The 20,379-nt window shown below is 61.5% G+C and carries 15 protein-coding genes; 13 read left to right on the top strand and 2 right to left on the bottom strand.

The window, feature by feature from the left end; translation table 11 throughout:
- The first annotated feature begins 44 nt into the window (after nucleotides 1–44).
- The 10 genes from JQ553_RS17655 to JQ553_RS17610 all read left to right on the top strand — a co-directional run bounded on the left by JQ553_RS17655 (nucleotide 45) and on the right by JQ553_RS17610 (nucleotide 14,974).
- On the top strand, nucleotides 45–1,184 hold the full coding sequence (locus tag JQ553_RS17655) for a DegT/DnrJ/EryC1/StrS aminotransferase family protein (protein WP_212501252.1): 1,140 nt from the start codon (nucleotides 45–47) through the stop codon (nucleotides 1,182–1,184).
- On the top strand, nucleotides 1,181–1,942 hold the full coding sequence (locus tag JQ553_RS17650) for a sugar transferase (protein WP_212501251.1): 762 nt from the start codon (nucleotides 1,181–1,183) through the stop codon (nucleotides 1,940–1,942). Before JQ553_RS17655 ends, JQ553_RS17650 begins: the two co-directional genes overlap by 4 nt.
- Nucleotides 1,932–2,972 carry an NAD(P)-dependent oxidoreductase gene (locus tag JQ553_RS17645; RefSeq protein WP_212501250.1) on the top strand — a complete coding sequence of 347 codons (1,041 nt, stop codon included), beginning with the start codon at nucleotides 1,932–1,934 and terminating at the stop codon, nucleotides 2,970–2,972. Before JQ553_RS17650 ends, JQ553_RS17645 begins: the two co-directional genes overlap by 11 nt.
- 238 nt (nucleotides 2,973–3,210) lie before the next feature.
- Nucleotides 3,211–4,446: a polysaccharide biosynthesis/export family protein gene (locus JQ553_RS17640; RefSeq protein ID WP_212501249.1), complete on the top strand. Its 1,236-nt coding sequence runs from the start codon at nucleotides 3,211–3,213 to the stop codon at nucleotides 4,444–4,446.
- A gap of 242 nt (nucleotides 4,447–4,688) precedes the next feature.
- Nucleotides 4,689–5,357: a helix-turn-helix transcriptional regulator gene (locus tag JQ553_RS17635; protein ID WP_212501248.1), complete on the top strand. Its 669-nt coding sequence runs from the start codon at nucleotides 4,689–4,691 to the stop codon at nucleotides 5,355–5,357.
- Nucleotides 5,358–5,767: 410 nt separating this feature from the next.
- Entirely contained in the window at nucleotides 5,768–6,844 is a 1,077-nt protein-coding gene (locus tag JQ553_RS17630; protein ID WP_409363070.1) for a glycosyltransferase, read from the top strand.
- 161 nt (nucleotides 6,845–7,005) lie between these two features.
- Entirely contained in the window at nucleotides 7,006–8,097 is a 1,092-nt protein-coding gene (locus tag JQ553_RS17625; protein ID WP_212501246.1) for an O-antigen ligase, read from the top strand.
- A gap of 3 nt (nucleotides 8,098–8,100) precedes the next feature.
- Entirely contained in the window at nucleotides 8,101–10,092 is a 1,992-nt protein-coding gene (gene asnB / locus JQ553_RS17620) for an asparagine synthase (glutamine-hydrolyzing) (protein ID WP_212501245.1), read from the top strand.
- Nucleotides 10,093–10,103: 11 nt separating this feature from the next.
- Complete coding sequence (locus tag JQ553_RS17615; protein ID WP_212501244.1) at nucleotides 10,104–11,999, top strand: hypothetical protein; 1,896 nt, start codon at nucleotides 10,104–10,106, stop codon at nucleotides 11,997–11,999.
- A gap of 239 nt (nucleotides 12,000–12,238) precedes the next feature.
- Nucleotides 12,239–14,974 (top strand): AMP-binding protein, encoded by a 2,736-nt coding sequence (locus JQ553_RS17610; RefSeq protein ID WP_249144362.1) that lies wholly within the window; start codon nucleotides 12,239–12,241, stop codon nucleotides 14,972–14,974.
- A 338-nt stretch (nucleotides 14,975–15,312) separates the two neighbouring features.
- On the opposite strand, the gene JQ553_RS17605 is transcribed toward JQ553_RS17610, so the two are convergent.
- Together JQ553_RS17605 and JQ553_RS17600 are read right to left on the bottom strand one after the other, a co-directional pair.
- Nucleotides 15,313–15,828 (bottom strand): DsrE family protein, encoded by a 516-nt coding sequence (locus tag JQ553_RS17605; protein WP_212501243.1) that lies wholly within the window; start codon nucleotides 15,826–15,828, stop codon nucleotides 15,313–15,315.
- A 361-nt stretch (nucleotides 15,829–16,189) separates the two neighbouring features.
- Complete coding sequence (locus tag JQ553_RS17600; RefSeq protein WP_212501242.1) at nucleotides 16,190–16,606, bottom strand: hypothetical protein; 417 nt, start codon at nucleotides 16,604–16,606, stop codon at nucleotides 16,190–16,192.
- Here JQ553_RS17600 and JQ553_RS17595 point away from each other — a divergent pair.
- Genes JQ553_RS17595 through JQ553_RS17585 form a run of 3 tightly spaced genes read left to right on the top strand, consistent with a single transcriptional unit; the run spans nucleotide 16,577 to nucleotide 20,379 of the window.
- Nucleotides 16,577–18,700, top strand: coding sequence for a hypothetical protein (locus JQ553_RS17595; protein ID WP_212501241.1), 2,124 nt, complete (start codon nucleotides 16,577–16,579; stop codon nucleotides 18,698–18,700). The genes JQ553_RS17600 and JQ553_RS17595 overlap by 30 nt on opposite strands.
- 45 nt (nucleotides 18,701–18,745) lie before the next feature.
- A complete protein-coding gene (locus tag JQ553_RS17590; protein ID WP_212501240.1) occupies nucleotides 18,746–19,765 on the top strand; it encodes a TAXI family TRAP transporter solute-binding subunit in 1,020 nt (339 codons plus the stop codon).
- Nucleotides 19,762–20,379, top strand: coding sequence for a type VI secretion system-associated protein TagO (locus JQ553_RS17585; protein ID WP_212501239.1), 618 nt, complete (start codon nucleotides 19,762–19,764; stop codon nucleotides 20,377–20,379). The genes JQ553_RS17590 and JQ553_RS17585 overlap by 4 nt, the downstream gene beginning before the upstream one ends.

Below are 20,379 nucleotides of genomic sequence, written 5' to 3'. Positions count from 1 at the left end.
CCCCGTTTCAGTTGACGCCAAGCACAGAGCAGGAAGACAGACACATGCTGTTGGTATCAGAGCCGGCCTTGGGAGCCGAAGAGAAAGAGGCACTAGCCGCCGTAATCGATAGCGGCTGGATTACCATGGGAGATCGGGTGCGGGACTTCGAGCAGACATTTGCCCGCATGCATGACGCCGAAGACTCGATTGCCGTCGGCTCGTGCACGGCGGCGCTCCACCTCATCCTGCACGCGCTCGGAGTCGGCCCTGGCGACGAAGTCCTTGTTCCGTCACTGACGTTTGTCGCCACTGCCAACGCCGCCCTCTATGTCGGAGCACGCCCGGTATTCGTCGATGTCGAGTCAACGGCAATTCCCTTGATGTCGTTGGACGACGCCAGAGCCAAATGCACCTCACGGACCAAAGCCGTGATCCTCATGCATTTTGCAGGCTACCTGGCGGATCGCGAGGCCTGGCAGGCCTTCGCCCGCAGCAAGAACCTGCTCCTGATCGAGGACGCCGCCCACGCCCCGGGTGTGGCGGGGGCCGGCACGTTCGGCGATGCCGCCGCATTCAGCTTCTACGGCAACAAGAACATGACGACTGCGGAAGGCGGCGCGATCATAACCCGGAACCGCGCTCTGAACGATACGATCAGACGCGCCAGATCCCATGGAATGACCAGCAACACTCGCCAGCGTCTCGTCAGCCGCAGCCCGGAATACGACGTTACGATTCTCGGCTTCAACTATCGCATGGACGAACTGCGCGCCGCGGTCGGCCTTGCACAGCTGAGAAAGTTACCCGCATGGAATGACATCAGGCGACACCTGTCGTTGTACTATCGACAGCGGCTTGCCGCGCTCTGCCCATCCGTGCTGGTGCCGTTCGACGCCTCATGGCTTTCTGCGCACCACCTGTTGCCGATCGTCCTGCCAGCCGCAGCCGCACGGCAGCCCCTCATCGAACATCTGGCGAAACACGGCGTTCAGACGACCATTCACTATCCGCCGGTGCATCGCCTGACGTTCTACAACGATCTGTATCCCGACACGTCTCTCCCGAGCACCGAAGAGTTTTGCCGACGCGAGCTTACCTTGCCGCTCCATCCAGCGATGACGCCGGCCGACGTCGATCACGTGGCAAATTCACTGGCGCTGGGACTTCGCGCGGGCTGCCCGATGGAGGTGGCACAGGCATGAGTGACACGGTGAACTCGCAATACGCGCGACCCGCACCCGCAGCCGTGCCCTTGCGACGCCTTATCGACATCATCTGTGCCGGCACGGCAGGAATCATTCTATCGCCCTTTTTTTTGATCATTGCGCTCGCGATCTGGATTCAGGGCGGACGGCCGATCCTGTATTCGCAACTTCGTCTCGGACGCAATGGAGCGCCGTTCCGCATCTACAAATTTCGAAAATTCAGGGCCGATTGCGACGACCGCGGTAGTCCGCTCACGATGCAACATGACGATCGAATGACGCCGATCGGTCACGTTCTGGCGGCGTTCAAGCTGGACGAGCTGCCGCAGCTCTGGAACATCTTTCGGGGTGACATGTCCTTCGTCGGCCCGAGGCCGGAGTCGCTGGCATTTGCCGACTGCTTTCGTAATGGATTCGAAAAGATCCTCGAGTATCGGCCTGGTCTCTTTGGACCATGCCAGGTTCTCTTCCGACACGAAAACAGGCTGTTTCCGCCCGGCGGCAATGTGGCAGATTTCTATCGGGAGACCCTGTTTCCTGCCAAGGCGAAGATCGACCTGGCCTACTACCCGCGCCGAACCGCCGTATCCGATCTTGGATGGGTTCTTCGCGCCGGCTGGGTCGTTGCAGGGCAGCCTTTGATCGAACGGGTACGAAGGCGCCGATCAAGCAGTCCGACAGGTACACCTGCGAAGAGCTACGTTGGTGCAAACGTTCTTGTGACAGAAGTGGACAGGTCTTCAAATGGCGAATGACAATCGAAAAGTCTTGCTCGTGGGCGGTGCCGGCTATGTCGGCTCGGTGATGACTGCGCATCTTCTGAAAAAGGGATGGAGCGTCCGGTGCCTGGATCAGCTGATCTACAAGAACGAGAGCAGCGCCTGGCCCCATCTAAGCCATCCGCAGTACGAGTTCATGCGAGGCGATATCCGCAATCCGAATATCTTCCCTCAGGCCCTGAAGGATGTGGACGACGTCGTCATCCTGGCTGGCCTTGTCGGCGACCCGATCACAAAAACCTACCCGGAGGAGAGCGACGCCATCAATCGGGTTGGCGTCGGATCCTTTATCGACGCCGTGCAAGATCATTCCGTCGAACGTCTGATCTTTGTGTCTACCTGTTCAAACTACGGCCTCGTCGAGCGAGACGAAGCCGTCGATGAAAACTATCCTCTCGCACCACTGTCCCTGTACGCCAAACACAAGGTGGCGATGGAACAGAAGATCCTGGCCCTGAAAGGACGAGTTGGATTCTGTCCAACGGTCCTTCGCTTCGCAACGGCGTTTGGCCTTTCCTCGCGCATGCGTTTCGATCTCACGGTGAATGAATTCGTGCGCGAGCTCCACATGGGCAAGGAACTGCTGGTGTTCGATCCAAAGACCTGGCGTCCCTACTGCCATGTCAAGGATTTCTCACGTGCGGTCGAGCAGGTGCTGACCGCTTCCGCCGACAAGGTTGCCTTCGAGGTGTTCAACGTCGGCTGCGAGGCGAACAACTTCACCAAGCTGATGATCGTCGAGGAGATCGTAAAGCATCTCCCGCGATCGAAAGTGGCCTACCAGGAGCGCGGTACGGACCCTCGAAATTACCGGGTGAACTTCGAGAAGATCCGTCGCCGCTTGAACTTTACTCCTGAAGTCAGCGTGCAGCAGGGCATCAGCGAAATTCTGGCCTCGCTGAGGCAAGGGCTGTTCGATCATGTCGAAGAACAGAAGCATTTCTTCGGGAATTACGAGATTTTCCTTCCCGAGACCCGCGTTTCAGCTTTGCGGAGAGCTGTCTAGGAAAGCGACAATCAGGAGCCCGCGAAATCGGACTTCGGTCAATTCGGAATGCTCAAGTGGAGATTTGAGAGATGGACGGGTCACGGCGTCTCCTCGACACGACGAGGCCTATCACGCCAACGTTTTCCGGACTTGCGCGGGCAGTGCGTTCGCGCAGGCCGGCCGCGACGTCCGGCCAACGGCATATAGGGGTTCGCCCATGAAGGGAAAAATTCGGAGCAGGCTCTCTGCCTGCTGCATGACGGTCCTGGCGTCGGGGATTCTCGGTCTCACGACAAGCGACGTATGCCATGCAGGTCAATATAAGCTCGCACCGGGCGACACCGTCGAGATAGCGATCGGCGGCCTGTCCGATCAGCGGAATCGAGCGCAGATCCAGATCGACGGCACGATCCCGCTTCCCGGAGGCGGCACCGCGGAAGTCGCGGGTCTGACCCCGGCGGAAATGCAGAGCCGCATCGAGACGCTGTTGCAGGGAAAGGTGCTGCGTCAACGCCTGACTGATGGCCGCGATCAGGCGTTCGTGGTCAAACCCGGTGACGTCATGGCGAGCGTTGCCGAATATCGACCGATCTACGTTTCGGGCGATGTGCTCACACCGGGACAGCAGGTCTATCGGGCTTCAATGACGGTGCGGCAAGCGGTAGCGGTTGCCGGCGGCTTCAGCCTGTTGCGCTCACGCGGCACGCAACCCGGTGCCACGGATCCGGCCGATCTGCTCCGCGACTATCAGTCTCTCGCCACGGAATACACCAAGGAATACTTCCACATTGTCCGCACCAGCGCGGAGCTTGATGGCCGCGACACCTTCGACGCTTCCCCGCCGAACGACATTTCGTTGCCGGCAGGCGTGATCGCTTCGGTCGTGAAGGCCGAACAGGCGTCCCTGAAAACCTCGCAGAGCGACTACGTGACGGAACGTCGCTTCCTGGAGGATGCGGTAAAGCAAACGGATGACCAGTTCGCTACCCTCAAGAAGCAACAAGAGGGCGAAGAAAGGGGCGTTCAGGCTGATGAGGAAGAGCTCGAAAGGGTCATGAAGGCCTTCGGTTCGGGCCTGCTGGCGAGTCCCCGTGTCAGCGAAAGCCGGCGCGCTCTGCTGCTGTCCTCGACGCGACGCCTGCAGACCAGCGTGGAGCTGATGCGGCTGCAGCGCCAGCGCGAGGATTTCCTGAGGCAAGCAGAGCGGGTTTCCAGCCAGCGCACGATCAATCTGCTCAGGGAGCAAAAGGAGTCCAGCGTTCGGCTCGCGGATCTGCGCGTGAGAATGCAGGCTTTGAGCCAGAAGTTGCAGCCCCTGGGTGGCTCGGGCGCTATACCTGTGGGTACAAGCGATCTGCACCCCGACGTGATCGTTGTGCGACGGTCTGGGCAGCGATGGGACAGAATCGTCGCATCCGTCGATTTCGACGTGGAGCCGGGAGACGTAATCGAGGTCACGTTGCGTCCGGTGGCGGCCAACCTCTCGAATTGATGGCGAAAAGGGGTACCCCGGTTGAGGGTAGCCCCTCCGCGCGCTCGTCGCCGCCATGGCCGCGACTGAGCGCTAAAGGTGTAAACCACCTTCTCCTAATCCAGTGAGTGATTGCGCGAAATCGGCTGCTCGGGTCGCCTAGGACAACGGAGTTACCCCCCATTCAACATTTACAGGTCCCAGCGAAGTTGGAATGGTCTTGGCATGTCTATTGAACGGCAAGCGCGGTCGGGGGAACCGACATGTTAAACTTGAGCCAGAGTGCCACATTGCCAAGGACCATTGCTTTGCATCATCAATCAGCCGAATCCATATTCAATATTTCAAATCGTACCCCGCCGATCCTTTCCGATACCAATACCCCTGAAAAGCATGACGGCATGCGCGCGGTGCTTGCGCGAATTGGTTGCGGACAGGTCTTGCTCAGGCGCGGACGTCTGATTGAACTCAGCGCAACCGGCCGCGCAATTCTGGAACGCGAGTCCATCCACGGTGCAAGCCACGACACACTCTATAGCGCCGTGAAACAACTGACGAACCGGGCAGGCGCACAGTTCCCGGCGGGCTCCACATCGTGGCTGGCAACATCTGCCAAGGAAGGCTTCACCGCGTTGGTAAATCAGGTCGCGAATGCATGGTCTGACGAGACCATCGCGCTGATTCTGCTGGATCTGGACGCGCACCCGGAGCCCTCCCCCCGGACGCTGCAGCGCTTGTTCGGATTCACCGCGGCAGAAACCCAGCTTGCCGTTGAATTGGCACGAGGCCACAATTTGCTTGATATTGCTCGTGCCAGGCGACTGAGCCGAACGACCGTGCGCTCACAATTGGCCTCGTTGTTCGTGAAGACACAGACACGACGACAGGCGGACCTGGTCGCTTTGCTCGGGCGCGTGGCCATCTTGCCGTAGCGCTCCTGTGACCGCCGAACCCTTTGCGCCCTTCGATGTCAACCGACGTCGGAGGGCCGCAGCGCGGTCGCACACCGTGCTGCGGTGATCCGGCCTTCGAACCGGTATCGCAGTCGAACGGACGACGACGCGCGAACAAGCGACGCAGGCCCGCCTCTCACCCCGTCATTCGAATGAATGAAGACAGTTCTTGGACTCCTCCTAAGCTATAGCGGTCCACACTTTCTACCGGAGGGTGGGCCTCGTTTGCGCGATCTGCGGTTTTGGCGAAGTGGTAACCGAGACCGAAAGGAAATGGCATGGCGCTGCACTTGCTCTGCGTAGGAGGTGAGGATCACGCTCTGCGGATACCCTTCCTGACAGCTCTGCAGAACCGCGGCTTGCGAGTGAGCGCGGCCGGGACCGGCGCGGTGTCGCCGTTCACCAAGAACGGCATTGAGTACGATCGATATCAGTTCGATCGATTCGGCATGGGCTTTTCCGATCGAGCCGCCATGGGTCAGCTCTCGAAATTCGTCAATCGCGTTCGCCCGGATATAATTCAGACCTTTGACACCAAACCAAATCTCTTTGCACCTCTTGCGCTTCGAGGCGCCGTTCCGGTGGTGCGCACCATCAACGGAATGGGATGGGTCTTCTCCTCGACGGAACTGAAGGCCCTGGCATATCGGCCCATCTACCTGGCAATGCAGCGATTGGCCGCATGCTGGACCGCGGCGACGGTATTCCAGAACAAGGCCGATAGCGGCTTCTTCCACCGCTACCGCCTGCTTGGAAAAAGCTCCTCTTCCGTCATCGGAAGCTCGGGCATCGATGTAGACGCCTTCCAGACAGCACGCACGCGGATGACCGCCGGCTCCGAGCTGCGCGCCCAACTCGGGCTGAACGACGCTGAGATCGTTCTTACGGTAAGCCGACTAACCGTGCAAAAGGGCATACCGACTCTTCTCGAAGCGGCAAAGCTCGTCCACGAGGTGCGACCCAAGGTTCGCTTTCTGCTCGTCGGGCCGCGCGAAAGCGAGGGCCCATTCGCAGTGGACCAGGCGCTGATCGATCGGCATGCACCATACGTGGTTGCGACCGGCGCAAGGTCCGATGTTCCGGCCCTTCTCGGAATTGCAGATGTCTTTGCCTTCCCTACCGAGTATCGCGAAGGCATTCCGCGCGTTCTGCTGGAAGCCGGTTTGGCTGGGGTGCCGATCGTTGCATCCCGCATGCCCGGCTGCGACGACGTGGTGGTCGATAACTGGAATGGCCATCTCGTTCCGCCGCGCGACCCGCGCGCGCTCGCACTTGCAATTCTTGAACTTCTAGAGGATCCCGCTCGCGCCCGCACCATGGGTCGACGCTCGATCGACCTCGTGCGCCGCGAATTTGACCTGAATGTCGTGGCCGACCGCTATGCGGCGCTTTACAGGCAACTGCTTTCCGGCGGCGCTCCCAATGATGGACGAGCAACGCGGCAGAATGGCAGTGAAATACCATGATTGGCAGTGCACTTCTTGCCCTTGGCCTTGTACTTGGAACGGCTTCTCAGCTGCGGCTTTCGAGTGTGCCACTCGGGATCGGCGAGCTCCTGCTCGTGCTGTGGCTCGGTTACGCATCCTTGCAGCTCTTGACCGGCTCGGGGGTCCGCAACCCGAGAGCCTTGCTCCGGCTCGGCACGTTTTGGGTCTGCTTTGTGTTCATCTTGAGCGTCGGGGGATTCCTGGCACTCCTGCGCCCGGAAATCGTGGACCCTAGTTTGGTGGTGCACGATATCTTCGCATATCTGCTCGTGGCAGCCCTCAGTTGCCTGATCGTCGCAACGATGAAATCCGAGGGCACGCTGCGTCAAGCCCTATGGTTCGTGATCGCACTCTGGAACGCCGCCGTGGTCGTGCAGCTTGCGTTGGGCTGGGGATTCATCGGCATGTCGTCGATCGACCCCTGGTATTGGGATCGATTTCGAGGCTGGTCTGAGAATCCAAATCAGCTTGCACTGTATTGCGCCATCCTGGTGCCGCTGTCGGTCCACCTTGCCATTTCGGCCAGGGGATTTGGTCGTCTCGCGGCGGCCTTCAGTTGCATCGCAACCTTCTTTGTCGGCCGTCTGACCAAGAGCGATACGTTCCTTATCTCGATGTCGCTGTCGATACCCCTGTTCATTGGGTTGCGCTTGCGAAACTGGCTCACCTCGCCCGAACATCGAGTAAGCCTGCGCTTTGCGGCAGCGGCGCTATTCGTAGCTGCCATCGTCCCGCTTTCGCTGTCACTCATCCCATATGGGGCGGCCACGGCCGACGACGCTGAAGGACTCGCTGCCAGCATGCTGAAGGATCGTGGCGGCGAGGCATCGAAGGCAACTGCGAATCAGCGGCTGAATCTTTGGCAGGATGCGCTGCAGATCGGGTTTGAGTCCGGATCGCTTGGACTTGGACCGGGGCCGCATCTGGAGAGACCGACCGGCGTCACGGACAAGGGTACTCCTCTTCCACTGGAGGCTCACAGCACGCCGCTTGACGTATACACCCAGGGTGGCCTGCTCGGCGTGTTAGCCGTGTTCGCGCTCTTGGGGGGCACGTTTGCGCTGCTGCTTCGCGCGAGACTTGACGCCCTGGCGGTTCTGGTCGTTGCGCTGGCCATTTTCAGCCTCAGCCATTTTATCCTGCGGCACCCGACCGTGTGGTTCGCACTCGCTGTCGGTCTTGTGCTGGGCTCGGATCGGCGCCCTTCGCAGCACGCACGAATTGGAAGTTGAGCGATGTGTGGGATCACCGGAATTCTTCAGACACCGTATGCTTCTCGATCCGCCGATTTGGCGGCGATCGGACCAATGACCACTCGCCTGCGCCACCGTGGGCCGGATGCAGACGGGTTCTGGTCCGATCGTGATGCCGGCATTGCGTTCGGGCATCGCAGGCTCGCCATTGTCGACCTTACCGATGCAGGCCGACAGCCGATGTTTTCGCACAGCGGCCGCTTCGTCATCACATTCAATGGCGAGATCTACAACCACCGAACATTGCGTCAGGAACTCGAGCGCGAGGGCCAGCACTTCACGGGCCATAGCGATACCGAGATCCTGCTGGCGATGATCGAGAGATGGGGGCTCGAGAAGGCCCTGCGCCGCAGCAACGGAATGTTCGCTATCGGCCTTTGGGATCGCCGGAACCGCATTTTGCACCTTGCCCGCGATCGAATGGGGAAGAAGCCACTCTACGTAGCGCGAACACCGAATGCGGTTGCCTTTGCTTCAGAGCTGAAGGCACTCGCCGCGTTCCCGGACTTTCGTCCGGAGATCAATCCGCTCGCGGTCACTGAGTTTCTTGCGCGCGGATGGTTGCCGGAGGACCACTGCATTTGGCGGGAAGTCTTCAAACTTCCACCCGGTGGCGTTCTGTCTATTGCTGCTGACGATCTTCTGTCAATTCGGGACGCCGAGACGCTCCGAGCGAGCGCCCGCTCCTGGTGGTCGCTGACCGACGTTGCGCGCGCCGGCCGGGCGATGCCGGCTGCCGCCGACGATCACCAGCTCGTGTCCCAAGCCACCGACCTCCTTCAGGCCGCGGTCGCCGACCGCATGGTTGCCGACGTGCCGGTCGGGCTGTTCTTGTCGGGAGGCATCGATAGCTCGACAATCGTTGCTCTGATGCAAGCTCAATCGAGCCGGCCGGTTCGGACATACACGATCGGCTTCGGCGAGCGCGGCTTCGACGAGGCCGCTAACGCCGCGGCCGTGGCGCGGCATCTCGGCACCAGTCACACCGAGCTGCGTCTGACGCCCGCGGAAGCCCGAGCGGTCATTCCCGAACTTCCGACCATCTGGGACGAGCCGTTTGCCGACGAGTCGCAAATTCCGACGCTGCTTCTGTCTCGGCTGGCCCGGCGTGAAGTGACGGTTGCCCTATCCGGCGATGGCGGCGACGAATGCTTTGCCGGCTATTCCAGACATCTCCTGTCCGTTACCCTGGCCCCTCTCCTGAACTCGAACCGATCGCTTCGGAAAGTGACGGCCGCCGCCGTGGGGCTGCTCGGGCGAGGGCTACGCGAAAGCGTCGTGGACGCGCTTCGCCTTCCCGATCGATTCCGGCGAATGGTCCACGGCGATCGGCTCAACCGCCTTGCTCAGCTTCTCGGCGGCAATGATGTCGACGACATGTACCGCCGGTCGACGCGGCTTTCCGAGCTACAGTTGATGCAAGAGCAAGCGGTCGCCAGCCCGGGATCGGCGCCGCCGCCGCTCAACGATCTTCTGTCCGACTTCATCGTCCGGGACATGCTCGAATATCTGCCCAGCGATATTCTGGTGAAACTCGATCGCGCCAGCATGGCAACCAGCCTCGAGGCGCGTTGCCCGATTCTCGACCATCGGGTCGTTGAATTCTGCTGGACGCTACCGAACTCCGCAAAGGTGAGGAATGGCCAGGGCAAATGGCTGTTGCGGCAGGTGCTGGGCCGCTACGTGCCGAGCCATCTCTTCGACCGCCCAAAACAGGGATTTGACGTACCCATCGGTGCCTGGTTGAGGGGCCCTCTTCGTTCGTGGGCGGCGGACCTCATTTCCGAGTCGCGTCTTCGCAACCAGCATTTGCTGGATCCCGCGCGGGTCCAGAACTGCTGGCTCGAGCATTTGGACGGCCGGCGCGATCACTCGCGAACGCTCTGGGCGGTCCTGATGCTGCAGTCCTGGCTAGACACAACGGTTGGCTACGGAACGTCCGAAACATCGGACGTTATGGAAGCTGCGCAGTAAAGGAGCGCGCAATGGAAGCGTTGAAAGGTAAGCGGATTCGGCCAGTAACAATTCTTTCCCCGGCGCGGCCAAAGATGGAAGCGGACCCGCCCGACGACACCGTCGAGACATTCAGGCAGGTCCTGGACAGCATCAGGCGGTACAGGCACTTTATTCTCAGGATGATTGTCGCAGGCGCCCTGCTCGCCGCGATCGGCAGCCTTCTTATGTCTCCCTCCTACATGGCGACGGCGCAGCTTGTCGTGAACGCGCGAGGCGCTGGGGGAGCCGAACCCGCCACGCCTGCCACTCCCATCGCTCCTGGGGGCGGTTCCGACGAATCCACCATCGACACACATGTGACAGTCATGTTGTCCGATGCCTATCTGCGGCGGCTCCTGCCGGCGCTGAGGGCGCTCGACGATGCAGCGCACCAGAGAGCCGTGGACTCCTCGCCTTGGCCTGCGCGCGTCGTCCGCACGGCATGGTCAGGGGCCAAGGAACTGCTCTCCATCGGCAAAAGCGCGCCGACCGACGGCATGGCAGTCGCCGCGTTGAAGGCCCGCCTCAAGATCAGTCAGGAACGCCGATCCAGAGTCATCAGCGTCATATTCACGGACCCCAATCCGAAACGGGCCGCCGAGGTCGCAAACCTGGTTGCACGATCCTACGTCGATGAGTTGATCCGGCAAAAGCAGGCGGTCGACATCCAGGCTCTGGACGCGATCGCCTCGCAATCGGCTGCGGTCCAGCACGACTTGGCGAAGGTGAAGGCGGAACTGGACGCCAGCCGCTCCGGTCAGATATCGCCATCGCAGCGTGAGGCCTTGGCGTGGCAGATGACGACGTTGTCACAGCAGTATGAAACGCTGCTGCGACGACGGCAGGACCAGACGACCAAGGGTGTCGTTACCGAACCGGAAGTGACCGTGATTGCGGATGCCTCTCCGCCGGACTTTCCCAGCTCGCTGAATCCGCTTCTCCTTGTTCCACCGATCACGATTGTCTTCGGCTTGTTTGCATGCCTTATCGCAGTCATCCGCCATCACTTCGATCGCACTCTGCATACCGAGGCCGAAGCCGCCAAGGCATTGGGCGTTCCGTGTGTCGGGTTGATACCCTCGATCCCGTCCGAGCTCAGCAGCCCACCTCGGCGCCTGGTGGAGCAATCCGCGATCCCGTACACCAGAGCAGTTCGTTCGACTGTCGTATCTCTGCTGGCGTCCGATCATCCAGTTACATTGCGGCCACACCATACCGTCCTGGTGACATCCAGTATCCGTGGTGAAGGCAATAGTGCGGTTGCGTGGAGCTTTGGCTTTTGCGCCGCGAAGCTTGGACAACGCGTTCTGTTCCTGGATTTCGGTCAATTGCCCCGTCGAGCCGGCGGCGATTCCTCGGATTTGCTCAAAGCGTTGACGCAGGACGAGCCGCTTGCCAATACCGTCCAGCACATCCAGGAGCTCGGCATCGACTACGTATCGGCAGGATTGTCCGAGGGAAACCGCCTGCTGCTGTTCGCGAATCCAAGGGTGTCTTCGCTGTTCGAGCAGCTGAGAGACACCTACGATGTCGTGGTCATCAATGCTCCGTCGCTACAAGACGCACCGGAAGTGAGACTTCTCGCATCTTGGGCCGACCATGTTCTGCTCGCTGTCCGAGCCGGAAGCACTGATCGAGATTTGGCACAGAGCGCGCTGAACCAGTTCGCTCGAACGTCAGATTTCGAAGCCAATACCCGGTTCTGGTGCGTCCTGACCCGCGGATCCCAATCAGAGCTCGAGTCCGGTGATATGGAACAGTATCCCGCATCGAGCTTGATCATGCGCTACCGGTGGCTCAAGGCAACCGTGGCTCGATGGATGAAGTTCGAACCGGTTATCGACGTTCCCGACCCTACCCGGCCCAATTTGAGGTCAAACAGCTGATCGGCAACGACCGAATGAAAATGATCGTCGACACTTCTGACCCTTCGGCAAAGGCAAGATGCCGTTCGGCCACGCCCCGGCCCACGGTGCACGTGCTCCCGTGCACCCGACGGCAAATGCCGCCGTCCGGCAGCCGGCAGGCAGACCACAAAGCAACGTGCATCCTTCATTTGAAGCATGCTCGCGCCGCACTGATGAAGCATGCTCACGCTGGACCGATGTTCTAGGTTGGGTCGAATATGGCGGGCACTGTGATAACTCTTCAAACAACCATTGGTGCGACCTTGCCAGATGACCGACGGCGTCTTTTGGACAAGAACTCATCTGTCGAAGCTCAGGAGGAACCCGGAACGCTGCGCTGGATGAGCCCTGCTGACGTACCGCTCGATGTGCACGGTCCTGTCGATCGGCCGTTCGAGCGGATGGGCGCGGAATTTGCCGGTGTCTCCGCGATCGAGCACCTCATCGCGGTGACGACGAAATTTGCCGACAGGGTGGCCATCAGCGACGGCACCCACCAACTGACCTACTCGCAATTGTTGTCGCGGGTTTTGGCCTTGGCCGAAGCGATTACGGCGGCGATCCCGGAGGGCGACGCCGTCGGGTGGCTGCTGCGCAGTTCGGTCTGGCAACCAATCGCCATGCTTGCATGCATGGCGGCGGGACGAATCCTGGTACCGCTCAACCCGCGCGACCCGGTGCAGCGACTGACCGCCATCGTCACGACCGCACGGATCTCCGTGCTGATCGGTCACGACAACGGCAATTTGCCCGGCTGGATCAAGGAACATGGGCTGCAGTGGCTCGACGCCGGGCGCGCCAGCGAGCCGTCAGCAACCCCCTCGCCGCGCGGGTCAGTGTCGGTAGATGCGCCTGCCATCGTGCTCTACACCTCGGGCAGCACCGGACAGCCAAAGGGCGTTGTGAACAGCCAGCGCAGCCTGCTGCAGCGTGTCCAGCAATATGTGGATGCATGCCACATAAGCGCGGCAGACGTCTTCATGCCCCTGAGCGGCCCCACCACCATCGCCGGCTGCCGCGAGATGCTATCCGCGTTGCTGACAGGTGCAAGGCTGCACATCGTTGATGTCGAGACGCTCGGACTGCGCGGCCTGTTGCGCCAGATCAGCTCGCAGCAGATAACGATTACCTATGTGGTTCCGACCCTGCTGCGCGCATTGATCAATGCAAGCCAGCGAGGCGATTTCGGGTCGCTTCGGATCATTCGCATCGGCGGCGAGAAAGTGCTGTGGACCGACGTCGCGCTGGTCCGAAAGGTGGTGCGGCCCACCTGCTTCATTCAAATCAGCTACTTGTCCACCGAGACCACAGGCACCCAGTGGTTTCTTCCCAGCGACTGCCGGGAGGAGAACGCCGGAGTCCCCGTGGGCTATTTGCTGCCCGGGATATCTTTTGCCGTGGTCGACGAGAATGGGAGATCCGTCCCGCGCGGCGAGGTCGGAGAACTGGTTATCAAGAGCAGATACGTTCTGCTCGGATACTGGGAAAACGGCCGGCTGTCTCCTGCACCGCCTGCCCCCGGCGACCCGCAATCTCGGATCTTCTCCACTGGCGACCTCGTTGCCGTCGACACGCATGGACGGATGCGGGTGGTCGGACGAAAGGGACGTCAGCTCAAGATCAACGGGCGGCGTGTCGAACCGGCCGAACTTGAGACGGTCGCACGCAAGATTCCCTATGTGAGGGATGCTGTCGCCGTCGTAACGGATGCCAACGAGCTCGTTCTATTTGCATCATCGTCAACTCCGTCCCGGCCAAGCTTTACCGCGGATGTTCGCGACGTGATCAGGCAAGCCCTTCCTGCGGCTTTGCATCCGACCAGGTTGCATGACATTGCAGAGATTCCGCGCCTGCCGGGCGGAAAGATAGATCTCGTCAGATTGAAAACGCTTGATCTGGAAAACAGAAAGAGCTCGCCCTCGCCTGCGCCGGCGCCGAACGGAATGAAGGCCGACGAAGCGGTGCGGCGGGTCTGGACCAGTATCCTCGGCACGTCGGATGCCGTCGGCCGTTGGGACGAGGCAGGGGGCGATTCACTCAAGCTCCTCCGCTGCGTGATGGATCTGGAGGAACTGATCGGCCACGAGCTCAATATGGAAGTATTCACGGTGGATATGAGCGCAGACGATATGGTCCGCGCTGTCGCCGTAGCAGATCGACCGGCGCAGCCGCGTGCCGACGGCTCGATTCTTCCCCATCTGGTCATTTTGCCCGGTTCCATGGGATATGGACCGAGCATGGCGGCATTCGGCGCTCAATTGAGCAAGATGGCCCATGTCATTCCCATTCGCTATCCAGATCTGAGCTGGAGCCTCGCGGGACGCGGCTCCGTCGAGGAGATGGCCACACTGGCTGTCGAACAGATCAACGCTGCTCAGCCCCGCGGCGATATCCGAATGATCGGCTATTCGCTGGGCGGTGGCGTGGCCTTCGAAGTTGCGAGCCGATTGATAGCACAAGGCCGCTCGGTGAAATTCCTCGGCATACTCGACACCAATGTCGGACCTCGCGGAGTCACCCACGGTGAGACCCTGTCACGGACGCTGCAGCGCATTCGGGCGCACCGGGTGACGATCTACCGCATGCTTTGTCGCAGCGTAGCGAAATTCTCGGCTCGTCTGGGCTGGGAAGTGCGATTCTGCCAAATCGTCGATGCCATGACCTGGGCGCCCCTGGCGAACACGCGTTTCATGCTCAAGCTGGAGCTTGAGGAGATCCTCCGGATGCGAGCGTTCGGCCGCTGGGTCGGCGACACCAAACACCGTCTGCCCATCAAGGGCACAGTGTTCGCCTGCAACCGACGAGGGGTACCCGCGCGCCTCGGATGGGATTCCCTGTTCGAGGAACTGGACGTCATTCCGATTGCGGGTGGCCATCTCGATCTCGTGGTCGAGCCGCACCTGTCGGTCAACCGCCCTGTCATCGAACGCGCCGTCGCAGCATCGTGCTCCTGACGGAATCAACTGCCTCCCACCACGTCCGCGGCCAGAAAGTGTGTCGGCCCCGGCATTTCACGAAATGGCGGCCGGCGCAAAAAGGCAGCCTGGGCATCGGACCTGATTCAATCAGAACCGATCAGGCTCCATAGCGCATTCGAGCGAATTGGATACCGGTTTGCGTGAAGAAAACGCGTCAAAACAAGGTTCTGGCGCTTCGGTTCTGATTCAATCAGAACCGAAGCGCCGGAATGCTGTTCGGATGGCGGCGAGCGCGTGATTTTGCCGAGGGATCCAGTACCTGCGTCCGCATTGCATCGCAGGCCGAAGTCAGCGCGGACGCAGCGTCTGCCGGGTCAGGGCCGCAAATAGCTCCAGCCGCGTTCCTGCAACTCCATCAGCCTGACTACTCCCGACTTAGTGACCTTCGCCTGTGTGATGAGCGGAATCTCCTTGGCCTCGACCTTCGTCATGTTGTCGCGGGTGTTTCCGCAAGCCGAGAAGATAAGTTCCGGCATCGCTTCGCTCATAGACTTGATGCGTGCCTTCACGGGAGAGGTATCGTCGCGCAGCATGTGCAATCCGGGTCCAAACGCGACCACCTCGATCTCGACCTTCTGGCCGAGATCGTTGTAGTGCTGTGTAGCGTTGCTGACGTTGTTGAGCGCGAGATTCATGACTGCCGGATCATTGACGTCAACCTGGACGACGAGCCGGTGGGACGGGGTCCGGATGACCGCGGGGGTCATCTTGGCGTTGGCATTGAGCTTGGCCGGCGCAGTGACCTGAGCGGAGGTACTTGTCTGCGTGCTGCTTGCGAGCACGAGGCCACTGACGGCTAGTCCGGCTAGAACGACAAATGTCCTGTTCATGTTGTATCCCTTGAGTGTGCGGAGGGAATGCAGTCTCAAGTGCCGGCCACGAACCTAGATGCGCTCCGCCGCGTGGGTCAAGAAACCGTTCGTTCGTTCCACATGCGATCTACTTAATTCCCGCCAATGCGCGCATCTACCTCGTTGTGGCTACCTATCCTGCGACATCGACAGAGCACCGACGAAAGCTGTGTCATGAACGACTTGATGCCTAAAGCCAATCCGAGTTGTCACGATGGGGTCACAGACAATTGGGGTATCGCGCCAACGGAAACTAGTTGTCCTACTGACTACTGTTTGCCGGACGATGCGCCGTAGCGCTTCGCCTCTCTCGCGACTGAAAGCCGATTTGGTTGGCGGTTCACGCGCCCCGCGCGGAACAACTCCGTTCACCTGCGTCGCCGCGATTGCCTGCACGCTGTCGCTTGTCGCAGGGACGGCAGAGGGCGGCCAACGCGGCGAGAACGAGTTTGGTACTCCTGCCGCCGATGCGGAACGATCCAAACAGGGACTTCTGCTCGATCAGCAGCGGGACAAGGCCGACAAACTCGCGCGTGAGTTGGCGGCGGTCCGAGCTGAGCTCGACGCCGCACGGCAGGCCCAAACGCATACTGTCCAGGCCATCGAGGTTGGAATCCGACAAACGCAGGCGCTTGAGCAGGAACGGGAGAAGACAAATAACCTGGCGCGTGAACTTTCCTACCTCAGGGCGGAACTCGACATCGCGCGGATAGCGGTTTCGAAGGCCATGCAGGCACCCGAAACGGAGCTGAAGCAAGAGCGCTCGCCTGAACAGAATGGCTCCGAGAAGGTCGCTCGCGAACTTGCTTCGCTGCGATCGGAGCTCGAAGCAGCGCGGACCGCGGCGTCCGAAGCCGCAAAGTCGCGCGCGGCAGAAGTCGAGACAAAGCAGGCGCTCGAACGGCAGCTAGCGCAGCAACGTGACAATGCAGAGGTAGTTGCGCACGAATTCACCTCGGTCCACACCGAGCTCGAAGCCGCGCGGAAGGTGGCGTCGGACGCCGCAAGAGCCCAGGCAGCGGAGGTCGAGCGGAGGCAGGCGCTGGAGGGAGAGCTCGGCCAGCAACGGGACAGAGCCGACGCTGCCGCGAGCCAGCTAAAGTCTCTCCGGACAGAGCTCGATAGCGTACGAACCGCATCTTCGGAAGCCGCGAAAGCGCGCGAGACGGCGGGCTCGCAAAAGCAGGCGCTTGAGCGAGAGCTTGGACAGCAGCGCGAGAGGGCTGACGCGATTGCAAGTGAATTAAGCGCGCTGCGGGCGACGATCTCTCATTCGCGAACTGAAACTGCCGATGCGGCGAAAGCCAATGCTGCTGATGTCGATCAGAAGCAGGCATTGGCACGCCAGCCCGCGCAGCAGCGCGACAGGGCTGACGCCGCTGCCGGCCAGATCGACTCGCTCCGGGCGGAACTCAGTGCTGCGCAAATCGTCGCTTCGGAAACCGCGAAAGCCCGCGTGGCGGACATCGAACAACAGCATGCGCTGGAACGCGACCTCGGCAAGCAACGCGACAAGGCCGACGCCGCCGCGGGGCAGCTCAATTCGCTCCGCGCCGAGCTCAATGCCGCGCAAACCGCAGCGTCGGAAACGGTCAAGGCCCGCACGGCGGAAGGCGAGAAACGACAGGCACTGGAACGGGAGCTTGGGCAGCAGCGCGATAAAGCCGACGCGGCCGCGAGCCAGCTCAACTCGCTCCGCGTCGAACTCAATACCGCGCGAACGGCGGCCTCGGAGGTTGCGAAGGCCCGCGCGACAGAAGGCGAGAAAAGGCAGGCATTGGAACGGGAACTCGGGCAGCAGCGCGACAAGGCCGACGCGGCCGCGAGCCAGCTCGACTCGCTCCGCGTCGAATTCAATACCGCGCGAACGGCGGCCTCGGAGGCTGCGAAGGCCCGCGCGGCGGAAGGCGACAAAAGGCAGGCAATGGAACGGGAGCTCGGGCAGCAGCGCGACCGGGCAGACGCGCTTGCGCGTGACGCGATCTCGCTGAACAAGGAGCTTGAGACGGTCCGTACCGCCGCGCCGGAGGCCGCGCGGGCCATCGACGTCGCAAAGGCCGAAGCGAAGCAGGCCGTGGAGAAGGAGCGCGACAGGAGCGAAAAGCTGGTCCGAGAGCTCGCCGCGACAAAGAAGCAGGTTGAGGAGCGTTCTGCGCGTCTCGCCGCCGCCTTTGCCGAAGTCGCCAAGCTGAAAGAGGCGAACGACGCGGCGGCCGCGGAGCAGAAACGGGTGCTTGGCGGTGAGCGCGACCGCGCCGACGGCCTGGCGCGCGAGCTCGCCTCGATCAGGAGCCAGCTAGAAGATGCGAACCGAAAAGCCGCGACGCTGAATGCCGCCGCCTCATCCACCCGCGTCCCGGTCGCAACCGTGCAGCAGCGCGTCGCCGAGTCTCCTGTGAAGACACGCGAGGAGGCAGCAGCTCGCCCGCCTCAGCAGGCTGTCGTTCAGGCCGCGATTGCGCAGCCCGAGCGCGCGTCCACGTCGCCGCCGAACGCGCCGGCGGCCGCTCCGCGGGATCAGAATCCGAAAGTCACCATGGTGTCGGAGCGGTCGGCGCCGGCAAGCACAACGCCTCGCTCGTTCCCGGACGAGCAAAGGCTGCTCGTCCGGGCGAACGCCTTGCTCCAGCAAGCCGACATCGGCGCAGCGCGCCAGTTGCTGGAACACGCGCTCGGACACGGCAGCGTGCAGGCAGCCTTCATGCTGGCCGAGACCTACGATCCCCGCGTGCTGCAATCGTGGGGCGCGCGCGGCGTCGCCGGCGACCCGGCGAAGGCGCGCGGGCTCTATGAACGAGCACGGGCCGGAGGCATCGACGATGCGGAGCAGCGGATCAAGACATTGAAATAGCGATCGGCCCGCATCTCACAGATAGCCAGAGAACGGAGGAGACCTATGGCCCTGAACAAGCTTGCATCCGTGACTGCATTGGCGATGCTCGTCCTGCCGCTTGCGGCCAACGCCCAGTCTCCGCCGCGCGAGACGCCGGCGACAGCGGCGTCCAGAAAGGCCGACGCGGCCGCGAAGGAGCGCATCAACGCCTGGACCGTCGGACTCGCCGGCGGGTTCATCGAGGGCGCTCCGTTGCGGCTCGCGGCGGAGATCGCTCGCGTGGTCAACGACGAGGACAAGCTTCACGTCATCCCGATCGTAACGCGCGGCGCGACTGAAAACGTCAATTCGCTGCTTTACCTGAAGGGCGTCGATGCCGCGATCATCAATACGGATGCCCTCGACGAGTACAAGGCGCAGGTGCCGTTCATCGAACGGCGCATCGTCTACGTACTCAACCTCTTTCCGGCCGAATTGCACATCTTCGTCCGTCCCGAGATAAAGTCGCTTGATGACCTCAAGGGGAAGAAGGTCAACTTCAACACTCAGGGTACCGCCGCAGCTTACTCGGGACCACTGATCTTCAGCCGGCTCGGGCTGAACGTGGACAAGATGTTCATTCCCCACCAGGTGGCATTGGAGCAGATGAAGCGCGGAGAAATATCGGCAGTCGTCTTCATCACCTCCAAGCCGGTCGACGCTTTCCTGAAGGGACGATGGGATCCCGGTTACAAGTTCTTGCCGGTCGAATATGATGCCAAGTTCGAGGACTACTACCTTCCGTCGTCACTCGAGACGACGGACTATCCGAGCCTCGTGCCGAAGGGTGAACGCGTCGCGACACTCGCGGTCCCCACGATCCTTGCCGCCTACAACTGGCCGGCACAATCCGATCGCTATCGTCGCGTGGCGCGCCTGGTAGAGCACCTGTTCGGCCGGCTCGACCGGCTGCAGTCGCCCGGCTTCGATCCGAAATGGAAGGACGTGAACCTGCGCGCCAGCGTGCCCGGCCTCGCCCGGTTCGGGGCCGCGCAGGAATGGCTTGACCGTTCGCCGGGGGCGACGGTGGGTCTATCGCGATGAAGATATTTGGTGCCGTGGCGGCGGCCACGCTCGCCAATCTCAGTCAACTGACCTGCGCGCATGCAGGCGATAATACCCTCGATCGACTGAAGGGATGCACGAAGCTCGAGGGCATGGAACGCCTGAAATGCGTCGATGAACTCCTGGGAGAGGCGCCTGAACCGACTGGCTCTACGTCACCACAGGGCCCGAACTGGGTCATTAGCGAGACGACCTCGCCGGTCGACTACAAGCCGCAGGTTGCGGCGCAGGCGACCGTGCACGCGCCGTCGAAAGATGCGCCCTCCACGCTTGGGATTCATTGCCGCTCGAGCCGCACCGAGTTGACGCTCTCCACGGCGGGATCCTGGAAACAGAACAGTGACGTGAAGGTCGTGTATCAGATCAACACGGAGCCGCCGGTCGAGCAGCGCTGGAAGATTATCGAAGGCGGCAAGAGCCTTGTCTTTTCGGGCGACGTCGTCCGCCTGCTACGCACGATGCCGGATGGAGGCCGGCTTGTCGTGAAGGTTTACGCCGGGCAGTCCCCGCCGCAGCAGAACACGTTTCAGCTCGCGGGGCTCGAGGCTGTCCGGCGCAAGATCGCGGCCGCGTGCAACTGGCCTCCGTCCTGA

This window comes from Bradyrhizobium lablabi (assembly GCF_018131005.1).
Taxonomy (GTDB): Bacteria; Pseudomonadota; Alphaproteobacteria; order Rhizobiales; family Xanthobacteraceae; genus Bradyrhizobium; species Bradyrhizobium lablabi_D.
The sequence above is the reverse complement of the archived record's forward strand: the minus strand, read 5'-3'. Positions and strand labels throughout refer to the sequence as shown.